The organism is Allocoleopsis sp. (assembly GCF_036703385.1).
Lineage (GTDB): Bacteria > Cyanobacteriota > Cyanobacteriia > Cyanobacteriales > Coleofasciculaceae > Allocoleopsis.
Window position 1 is genome coordinate 1 of the sequence record NZ_DATNPA010000020.1, and the last position, 8915, is coordinate 8915.

The following is an 8915-nucleotide window of genomic DNA, read 5'->3' on the forward strand; positions in this document are numbered from 1 at the left end:
GCACTCCCTATTGGGAGAAGTAGTCATCGCAAACTTCATCCCTGAGGAATCTAGGCGGCGGATAATCAACGAACTCAATATTCGCCCAATGCTTCGTGTTTACAAAGCTAGCAGCCAAGCCACTCTGAACTATGTGCCAACAGTTTACCCAAACACAATTACGCTGTTAAGAACAGGCGATCGCTCTAGTATTACTCATCAAGACTCAACACTAGGCTGGAGTAATCTCACTGGAAACAACGTGGAAGTTCATTGGGTTCCTGGTAATCACCTAACAATGCTTAGGAAACCCCATGTGCAGGTTCTCAGCGAACAGCTAGGGGGCTGTATCGAGAGGGCACAGGCGGCTAATGTTAAAGGGAGTCGGGAATAGGAAATGGGGAGTACTCCTAGTCTTAATACCCAATTCGGCTCGTACACCCCTTTAAGGTTGAATGCTTCTCTCTCCTGTCCAATGTCGATCAGAAGATTGATATACTCTAACGCCTTCTAAACCCGCCTGTTGCATCAGTTCATTCACTTCATCCAGAGTGAAAGCCGCATGAAGAGAATCACGGAATAATTGGGTTTGATGAGCGTTACAATCAGCCACAACCCGCTCAACTATGGCATCTAGACTTTGTTGAGAATCGGGTCGAAGTAAATCCCGCAGGAGAATTGCTCCCTTCGACTTGAGGACTCGCTTGAGTTCGAGCAAAAAGGGTAATGGGTTTGGCAGATGGTGGATGAGGCTATTTGAAACGACCATATCAAAGTGTTCATCCGGATAAGGGAGTTGCTTCGCGTCTACCAATTCCAGTTGAATTTGCTGTTGTAAACCGGACTGCTCAAGATTCTTTTGCCCAACATCCAGCATCGATTGGGCTAAGTCGATACCAATAATCCGCCACTGGGGACGCCGTTGGCACATGAGAATGGGAATTCGAGCTGTCCCCGTCCCGGCATCGAGAATGAGTCCCTGTGGTGGGCCAAGTTCAAGGGCAAGTTCGGCGAAGGCAGTATTAACATCCAAAAAGTCCATCGCATCATACTCGATCGCCTCTTGTGGGCTATCCATGACTTCCGGTTCAGTGACTCGCTGCATTGCTCATTTCCTCCAATCTGCCAGCAATTATCTCAATTTCACCTTCAAATTTGAACCTTATGCCAGGGTAATTTTTAGTAGAGTATTGATTTTTTCTTAAGCTACAGCCAGAATTTAAAGTTTTGATGAAGTGTTTGTCAATCTACTCCCATAGATAGAGCATTTAGTTAAAAATACGGTGAAGAATAGAAACATATCTTCATAAGATAGGTTAAGTATTTAAACCTTATCTAACAAGATAAAAGAGTTGTTTTCACCTCCTAATTGAGACAGTAAAACAACTTCTTGTTCAGGGTAAACCAGCGGATAAATGAGCGTCTACTACACATTCAAAGATTCTAAACGCTGGTGTTTCAAGGCTATGTAGAAATGCTTGCCATCGTGAGCGTATTTCTACATAAAACCCCTAGTCATAAAGATTTACCATGCACAACTCAACGGCTTTGAGTAAAAGCCTAGTGTTTATCGACTCCCAAGTTATGGTCATTCACGGACACTTGCTAGTCAATGGTAAAAATTCTTGCCAAAGCCTAATGTTCATCGACTCCCAAGTAGCGAATGCAGATAAGCTCAACGAGAGCGTAGCACCGGGAGTTGAGGTGATGTTCTTCGACGCAATAAAAGATGAGGTCGCGTCAATTGCTGAAGCGCTTACCCAACACACAAACGTTTCCAATATCCACATCGTTTCACACGGACAAGCCGGAAGCTTGCCACTGGAATCAACCCAACTCAAGCAACAAACCCTAAAAACCAGCTACGCTGCATCTATGCAATCGTGAGCTCTAGCCTTAACTCCCCATGCCGAGTATCTGCTCTACGGTTGTGATGTTGCGGCTAATACAACCACTGCCTGCCGTATTCAGTGCTGACCCATAAGAGAGGGAACGCCACTTAGGTTTCTTAGATGAGGTGTCTCATCCTCATCAGGCCACGCTGACTACGCCAACATACTGAATTTAACTAGCTAGATAGAAGACCGCATCGTGCTTTTGCCATGAAAGTAAGCTCCAATCAGCTTGGGATGTTTTAGCCACAGGCTCGGGTCTCTATGTATGCAACGACTCAGATAACCAATGAGCTAATTGGCATTTTCAGAGGGTTTTTGCAATCACCAGTTTAATCTCACCGATCGCTCCTTTACCTATGTTTAGACCCCAGCTAGCAACGGGGAACAGAGGCTTCACTTCCCTCTTGTGTGAGATTTAGGTTTTTCCAATTGCGTCAAGGAGAGGGGCTCTACCCAATTCATTTACCCAAGGAAAAGATTCACCATGAGCATTATTACCGTTACTTCTGTTGCAGATAATGGGACGGGTTCTCTCAGAGCGGCGATCGCGCAAGCTCAATCAGGAGACACCATTCAATTCGCCTCGACCCTCGCCAATCAAACCATTATCCTCACATCAGGTCAACTGGAAATTCCCGTTGGCAAAAACCTGATAATTGATGGTGCAGGTGCTTCCGGTTTAACCATCAGCGGCAACAACGCAAGCCGCATCTTTCACCTGCAATCAGCATCCGTCAACCCAACAAGCTTGACGATCAAAAACCTGACCCTTGCTAATGGTTTCACCAACGAATTCGGCGGAGCGATACGGACAGAACACCAGGGCCAATTGACGGTCGAAAACAGCCAATTTAAGAATAATGTAGCGAGCCTTGGTGGAGGAGCCATTTTTGGGGCGTATGAAGGAACCGTTACGGTGAGTGGTAGTAAGTTTGACAGCAACACGGCTACAGCAGGTAACGACGAGCGAGGTGCAGGTGCGATCGCAACTTGGGGAGGAATACGCACCACTGTCACTGGCAGCGAATTCACCAACAACACAGGCATTAACGGTGGAGCGATCAACAACCTTGCTGGTGAATTGATTATCGACAGCTCTTCGTTCATCAACAACAGCACAATAGCCGCTACTGTTGCTACAGGCCAAGCCAACCCAACCTTAAGGGGGTATGGTGGTGCTGTTTACAGCGATCGCGGTTCTAATATCAACAACCCAACTGGCACGATTAGCATTACCAATAGCATCTTTGAGGGTAACAAAGGTCGGGGTGAAGGGGGAGCCGCTTATCTTTACAGCGGTAACCAAGACAGCGTTCTACTCGACTCCAGCACGTTCAAAAATAACGAAGTTCTGGCGCTCCCAGGGGGAAATAGTGGAAATGGGGGTGCGGTGGTGCAAATGAGCAATGGAGCCAACCAGGGCTTTACCATCCGCAACACCTCGTTTGCCAATAATATAGCCGCCAATCAGGGGGGTGGTTTGTGGATGATGGACGCACCCACCACCATTACTAACAGTACCTTCTCTGGCAACCAGGCAACGGCTACCGACTATAGCGGTAACGGTGGAGCGATGGCACTCTACGGTCCCACGAACATCATCAACACGACCATTGCCAATAATTCTGCCGGATGGGTTGGCGGTGGAATAGCCGCGAATGATTCACCCGTCACGGTTCAAAATACGATTTTTGCCAACAACACGGCAGCTAATGGAAACAATAATTGGGGGATTCAGCAACAAACGAGCCGTTTACTCACCGATGGTGGGGGTAATATCCAATTTCCTCCCAAATCGACCAATGACTCGAACGACTTTAATGCTACGGCTTCTATCACCATTGCCGACCCCAAACTCGGTCCCTTGCAAGAAATTAACGGTCGCCTAGTCCATCCCCTGTTTGCAGGAAGTGCCGCGATTAATACTGGGGTTGCGATCGCTGGTTTGACCACCGATCAGCTAGGAGCATCCCGTAGCGACGGACTGATAGATGTTGGAGCCTTTGAGTTTGGAGGTACTCTCCCGACTAACGCCACCTTGACTGTAGGGAATGACTTCGGGGTTGGTCAAGCTGGAAACAATTCTCTCCTTGGCGGTACGGGCAATGTTACTCAAGGAGATTTAGGTTTGGAGGGGAATGATTCTCTCACAGGTGTTAATGCAGCCACTAATGCAGGAAGTGGTGAGATGGCTCCCCTCGTCGGTAGCACGGATGCCGACCCACTCCTGGTTGGGAATGCCACCACGGCATTCCCTAATGACGGCGTCATCTCTGACCCAGGTCAGACTGACTACGCGGTTGTTGCTGACTTTAACAACCTGGAAGACACAATTGTGCCACATGGCTCAGCAAGTTCCTATCAGCCTGGGGCATTAGCGACAGACACGGGTCTTTCTCCTACAGCAGATCAGACGAAGGCACAGTTAATTGGCATTGTCCAAGGGGGCTCTCCGGACGTAGTGAATCTCACCGATAGCTCACTTTAAGTAGAATGGCACTGAATTAAGGGAAAAGCGATCATTCTTTGGAAAAACCCGGATTGGGGGGTCTCCCCCCAAACCCCCCACTGGGGGACGCAGCGCTTCCCCCAGACCCCCTCCGCAAGGGTTGATGGGTGAGGTATGAGAGTTCTTAAGTCAGTGCCATTCCACTTTAAGTACGTTTAGGCGGACTTTGTCCAAGTGAACTACCTACGCTGACTCTACCCTTCGGGAACGGCTTCGCCGAACGAGTACAGCAGACCTCTTGCTCTCATTCAATTTTTGCCCCCCCAAATTGGGGGGAGCAGGAGCTTCAAAGTCCCCCAGAATTGGGGGATTTAGGGGGCATTCCAAGATTTACGCAAGAGATCTAGCGTAGGCTTCCTGACCAACAGAAAGCGCAGTCATCCCCACGCCGACCGCAACGGGCGACGGCGCGGGGCTTCTTGCGATCTAAGCTAAAAAGTTCGGAAAAGTTGCTGTTGCCGTTCCACCCCACAAGTACAAGAGTGCTGTTTGTGCAACAAGAAAGTTCCCAAAGAACTGGAAGAACGTGTTCATCGCTGTAGTTGTGGTTTAAGTATCCACGCGGATATCAATGCGGCAATAAACATGTTGCTTAGGGCAAAATCTAGAGAAAGGCATTCCCGAAGTAACGCTTGATTGAGTCGAAGCCTCTACGCTAGTTGAAGCAATTCTGCTAGGGCAAGCTTCGACGTTGATTAAAGAATCTCCGTCGCTCGATTTGCGGAGAGTGTCAAATGACAGAGTCTAGAGCCGATCGCAAATGAGCGATTTCCTCCTCCAGATTACCGCCCTGAGCCGCATCTACTAGATTTTGTTGAGCATATTCCTTGAGCAGCATCTTTGCTACTTTGTTGAGTGCACTGCGAACGGCTGCAATCTGCAAAAGCACTTCTGGGCAAGAGCGGCCTGTTTCAACCATCTGACTGATAGCTCGAATGTGCCCTTCAATTTTGGCAAGACGACTAAGCAGCTCCTGAGTTTGAGTTTCAGACATAATATACCCCCCTAGGGGATATGGATACCCATATTCTACCCAACTTATCAGGACAGATTCTCAGGGGAGTGGAGCAGCTATGCCCCTCGAACAGTGAACAGTGACCAGGTTCCATTGTGCAGATTGAACCCCAACAGGGTACCTACCACCTTAGTCTTGCCACGAGAGAGTGCATAAGTAGCAATAGCAGTGGATATATGTCTTTTTGTTCACTGGTCATTGGTCACTGTTCACTGCTCACCGAAAAGGTGAAACAGGCCAATATCGGGTGCGTCTACTATCTTGCTCTCATGTGCGATCAGCTTCGCTGCTGCCGAAGGGCAATAGTCCGCAAAATACCTCAATCAGGAGTTAACACAAGTGATAGCCAATGCACCTACTTTTCACTTACCTATCGGCCTCGACTATACCCTTACTGCTACCGAACAAGGATGGCAACTCACCGTTTGGGAAGAGGCGGCGCTTACAGAACAGAGAGTTTGTCCATTCCTGTGGAAGTTTAGAGTGGAACTGCCAACCCTCAACGAAGTCAACTCCATCCTGCAAACAATTTTGGGAGAAGCGGGAAGCTGACTAGCTTATTTTTCCTTCTTCTCACGCTCTTTGTACTCCTTGAGCAGTTGCGCCACTCGCTTTTGAATTTCGATGTGTCGCGATACCCCTTCATAGGTATAGCGGTTGTAGCCATTGCGCTGAATCAGCGTTTCGATATTACGAATTCGCTCCCCTGTGTTGGGGTGGGTGGAGAGCCATGCAAAGATTGGGCGATCGCGTTCCTCTTTATCGAGCGTTATCATCAGGTTGTGTAGTCCATCGGCAGCATAGCCGCTCGACGCAAGAATCCGAGTCCCCAACGCATCCGCCTGACGTTCCATATCCCGACTGTAGTTGAGAACGATCAGATCGGCCGCTGTACCCCCCAAAGGGATATATTGGGTAACATTAGCAATCAAGTTGCCTTGGGTCGCCAACTGGAAGCCGTGAGATAAGACAGCATGGGATAACTCATGGGCGAGTAATCCGGCTAATTCGGCTTCAGATCGGGTTTTCAAGATGGCACCTGCATTGACAAATACCTTACCTCCTGGTAGTGCAAAGGCATTGAGGCGGTCATCCATGATTACATAAAACTCGTATTCAAAATCATTGCGTCCTGCTACTTGTGCGACTTTATTTCCGACTTCACGCACATAGTTAAGTACGGCTTCATCTTCCATCACTGGCACTTGCCGCTTAACGTGATTGGCGATAGAGCCGCCAACGGCTGATTCTCCTCGCAGCAGCATGACAGTGGAATCAATGGCTGTAAATGGGCCAAACAAATTACCGGTCAGAACAAAGCCAAGTGCACCCGTGATAGCATTAGCGATCGCATTTCCTCGTACCTTCTGACGCACCTGATTGCGATAGTGTTCTAGAGCGTCATCCGCCAATTTAGCAAACTCGCTACTCTGAGGATGATCGGGGTAAAGCAAAGCAAATTGTCTCGCTGCGAGGGATGCCTCCAGCCACTTTTTCTGTTCACCCATTGCTGCAATGGTTACTTTGAGTAACTCCGGTTCCTTGGGATACAGGGTACTGGCTCGCTCTAAAACTTGTAACGCTTTTTCCGGCTGGTTATAGTCTTTCAGTGCCTGAGCGTACCGTAAATGACCGGGGATAAATTCAGGGAACTGCTCAACTAAAGACTCCAGCGGTACAAAAATCTTTGTTTCCAGCTTTTGTTCTAAACCCTCTCCAGACATGCGCCAATATACCGAACCGGCGGCTGGAAGTTGAGCGGCGTCGTAAATCGGTTCGGGTTGTGCTTTTACCTCGGATTGAGCCTCTGTCTCAAACGGCTTTTTAGCTTCACGATACAGCTGTTGAGCAGCGGCAAACTGTCCACTCATAAATAGTTGATCAGCTTGAATCAGCTTCTGCTGCCGTGCAAGTTCTTCTGGACTGAGTTCTGGTTCTTTGGCGTCGGTAGAGTCGGAAGAACTGGGTTTCTTGTCAGCACCCTCTGTTTGATCGGGTTTTTCTGAGTCACTCGGTGAGTTTTGAGGAGTGGGTGCTGTGGGGGTTGGCGGCTTTTCAGGAACTTCTGTTTGGCTAGGAGTTTCCTGTGTTGTTGCTGGAATCACAGGCACCACAATAGTTGGTGGAGCTTGGGGAGGCGATGCTTCTTCTGCAATCACTGTATCCGCTGATGCGATCGCGATCGGTTCCTCAATTGTCTCGTTCAGTGTTGGAGGGATTACCTCAAAGGCTGAACTGGCTTCCGGTAAATCCCCATTAACAACGGTTGTAGCTGAATTTGAGATAGGGCGAAATTCTGAAGTCCTTAGGGTTGGAGTATCGAACTTAGCCGTTTTGATAGACTGCGATAAAACAATTGAGGATGAGGTCGGTAGCAAGAGACCTAATGAGATTAGCAGAGTATTCCAGAGGATTTTCATAATAGGATTTTTGGGAATTACTCAGAGATTATTTGATTCAGGAATTGAGCCACTATCTTGTACAGGTTTAGCGGTAGTAGAGAGTAGCTCCAATCAGGTCTTTTCAATAATTATGTATATGTAGCGCAGCTTTCTCAAAATTTATCGAAAAGTCTTGAAAACAAGGGAGAGTCTGGACTTCCAGCCATCCGGTGCGGCTGGATGAAATATGGGGCTTCATCCGGTTTTCCATCATTGGACTTAAAGCCAACACGGCGGAATGGTCATGTAATACCAAGCTCAGCCTTTAAGTGTGACTTAAAGGCTGAGGACTGGAAACCGGGTATGGAGATACTGTTCTACCCATTATCCATTTCCGCTCTCTATTCCCTATTCCCTATTCCCTAATCGTTATTTTTATCTACAGCTCACTCAAAAGTAACAGCACCGCGTTTCTACTGTCGGCTCTCATGGTACCAATGACATAAGTACGTAGAGGGAAGTAATCCTTGTTCTTTTTTGGTTTACTAAAAGTATAATCAATGTTTAGAGAGGGCACCTTTAGTGTTGAAAAAGCGAGATAGTTCCACAACGAATGTTAGTTCTATTCTGATCGGCACTTTGGTTACAGGCTTAGCGGTTGGCTTCCCTTTAGGCTACATGGCACGTCAGTTGTATGCAGCATCGCCTAATACAGATGTAGCTTCTTTACAATTCAACAAATAATTAGGTAAAAAACGGTGAAAAAATCAGATACATTTTTAAATTTAGTAGGTTGGGTGATCGCTGGAGCTATATTTGCTACAGGAGCTGTTATCTTTAGCCCTAGAGCAGATAGACCTACTGATAAAACAGCCGTAGTTCCGCAGGAAGTTCCTATTACTATGGAGCAGCGATGAACTCTACCTTTATGTCATTGGTAACTCTCAATGGCTTAGGTTAATACGACCTAAGCCACGCCTAGCCTATGTTTTCTTCAGGCACCCAGGTGAGTGTTGATTGAGTTAATTCCTGAATACTAACTTCTTTAGAGGTGCTATTCAGATTATTTTGGCATCAGAGTACTTAAGAGAGCCGTATCATTAGGAAATGTTTCTAACGTGTTAATCAATAATTTT

Annotated in this window: 10 protein-coding genes; 7 read left to right on the forward strand and 3 right to left on the reverse strand. The window is 47.5% G+C overall.

Annotated elements, in window-relative coordinates:
- Window positions 1-373: hypothetical protein (locus tag V6C93_RS00970; RefSeq protein ID WP_333474767.1), on the forward strand; the 373-nt coding region annotated here is incomplete at its 5' end.
- 51 nt (window positions 374-424) lie between these two features.
- On the opposite strand, the gene V6C93_RS00975 is transcribed toward V6C93_RS00970, so the two are convergent.
- Window positions 425-1084 (reverse strand): class I SAM-dependent methyltransferase, encoded by a 660-nt coding sequence (locus tag V6C93_RS00975; RefSeq protein ID WP_333474768.1) that lies wholly within the window; start codon window positions 1082-1084, stop codon window positions 425-427.
- Between the two features lie 425 nt (window positions 1085-1509).
- Here V6C93_RS00975 and V6C93_RS00980 point away from each other — a divergent pair, with 425 nt between their 5' ends.
- The 3 genes from V6C93_RS00980 (at window position 1510) to V6C93_RS38690 (ending at window position 5019) form a co-directional block, all read left to right on the forward strand.
- Window positions 1510-1866 carry a DUF4347 domain-containing protein gene (locus V6C93_RS00980; protein WP_333474769.1) on the forward strand — a complete coding sequence of 119 codons (357 nt, stop codon included), beginning with the start codon at window positions 1510-1512 and terminating at the stop codon, window positions 1864-1866.
- 492 nt (window positions 1867-2358) lie between these two features.
- Window positions 2359-4362 (forward strand): choice-of-anchor Q domain-containing protein, encoded by a 2004-nt coding sequence (locus tag V6C93_RS00985; protein ID WP_333474770.1) that lies wholly within the window; start codon window positions 2359-2361, stop codon window positions 4360-4362.
- A 510-nt stretch (window positions 4363-4872) separates the two neighbouring features.
- Window positions 4873-5019 (forward strand): zinc ribbon domain-containing protein, encoded by a 147-nt coding sequence (locus V6C93_RS38690; RefSeq protein WP_414644107.1) that lies wholly within the window; start codon window positions 4873-4875, stop codon window positions 5017-5019.
- Between the two features lie 94 nt (window positions 5020-5113).
- Here the strand turns inward: V6C93_RS38690 and V6C93_RS00990 are convergent, their stop codons facing one another.
- Window positions 5114-5377: a metal-sensitive transcriptional regulator gene (locus V6C93_RS00990; protein WP_333474771.1), complete on the reverse strand. Its 264-nt coding sequence runs from the start codon at window positions 5375-5377 to the stop codon at window positions 5114-5116.
- A gap of 360 nt (window positions 5378-5737) precedes the next feature.
- On the opposite strand from V6C93_RS00990, the gene V6C93_RS00995 reads away from it, so the two are divergent.
- A complete protein-coding gene (locus V6C93_RS00995; protein WP_333474772.1) occupies window positions 5738-5950 on the forward strand; it encodes a hypothetical protein in 213 nt (70 codons plus the stop codon).
- A gap of 5 nt (window positions 5951-5955) precedes the next feature.
- Here V6C93_RS00995 and V6C93_RS01000 read toward each other — a convergent pair whose 3' ends face one another.
- Window positions 5956-7818: a M48 family metalloprotease gene (locus tag V6C93_RS01000; RefSeq protein WP_333474773.1), complete on the reverse strand. Its 1863-nt coding sequence runs from the start codon at window positions 7816-7818 to the stop codon at window positions 5956-5958.
- Between the two features lie 543 nt (window positions 7819-8361).
- Between V6C93_RS01000 and V6C93_RS01005 the strand changes: the two genes are divergently transcribed.
- Both V6C93_RS01005 and V6C93_RS01010 read left to right on the forward strand, forming a co-directional pair.
- Window positions 8362-8523, forward strand: coding sequence for a hypothetical protein (locus tag V6C93_RS01005; protein WP_333474774.1), 162 nt, complete (start codon window positions 8362-8364; stop codon window positions 8521-8523).
- Window positions 8524-8537: 14 nt separating this feature from the next.
- Window positions 8538-8696, forward strand: a complete 159-nt coding sequence (locus V6C93_RS01010; protein ID WP_333474775.1) for a hypothetical protein — start codon at window positions 8538-8540, stop codon at window positions 8694-8696.
- The last annotated feature ends 219 nt before the right edge of the window (window positions 8697-8915 follow it).

What these genes read in the sequence shown, in the direction of transcription:
- V6C93_RS00985 (WP_333474770.1), top strand. Translation starts at nt 2,359, where the DNA reads ATGAGCATTATTACCGTTACTTCTGTTGCAGATAATGGGACGGGTTCT.
- V6C93_RS00975 (WP_333474768.1), bottom strand. Translation starts at nt 1,084, where the DNA reads ATGCAGCGAGTCACTGAACCGGAAGTCATGGATAGCCCACAAGAGGCG.
- V6C93_RS00990 (WP_333474771.1), bottom strand. Translation starts at nt 5,377, where the DNA reads ATGTCTGAAACTCAAACTCAGGAGCTGCTTAGTCGTCTTGCCAAAATT.
- V6C93_RS01000 (WP_333474773.1), bottom strand. Translation starts at nt 7,818, where the DNA reads ATGAAAATCCTCTGGAATACTCTGCTAATCTCATTAGGTCTCTTGCTA.
- V6C93_RS00980 (WP_333474769.1), top strand. Translation starts at nt 1,510, where the DNA reads ATGCACAACTCAACGGCTTTGAGTAAAAGCCTAGTGTTTATCGACTCC.